We start from the raw sequence: 434 nt of genomic DNA on the forward strand, positions 1-434 counted from the left end.
AACTGCACGCTCTCGATACGCTCAGCGGCCTCCTTCAGGTCGATCGCGATACGTGCCGGGGCGCTCTTGCCGCCGATGTCGACCGAATCGTCCGGCGTCGTCTTCTTCCAGCCGCTGTCGACCAAGGGCGGAAGGGTCTTGAAGTCGGCCGCCTTCGTCACCGCCGCCGTCGCATCCACCAACCCGAAGCCGTACCAGTTGCTGAAGGCATGGCCGGCGGCGTTCTTCGTCCAGCCCGGCACGAGCACCTGGCCCCCATCGTCAGGATGGCGCACATCCGGCTGGTCGGGGTGGATCTGGCGCGCCGTCGTCGCCAGAATGTACTTGACGTCGCGATAGGTTAGCTTGGGGTTGGCTTCCAGCATCAGCGCCGCAACACCGCTGACCATCGGTGCTGCCGCCGATGTACCGTTCATTTGAGCCGTATAGTTGCA

At 64.3% G+C, this 434-nt stretch carries 1 protein-coding gene; it reads right to left on the bottom strand.

Features of this window, described 5'->3' with window-relative positions:
* A partial coding sequence (locus LG367_RS18310) for a S8 family serine peptidase (RefSeq protein WP_226470702.1) occupies positions 1-434 on the bottom strand: 434 nt, incomplete at both ends.

The organism is Luteimonas panaciterrae (assembly GCF_020511115.1).
Classification (GTDB): Bacteria; Pseudomonadota; Gammaproteobacteria; order Xanthomonadales; family Xanthomonadaceae; genus Luteimonas; species Luteimonas panaciterrae.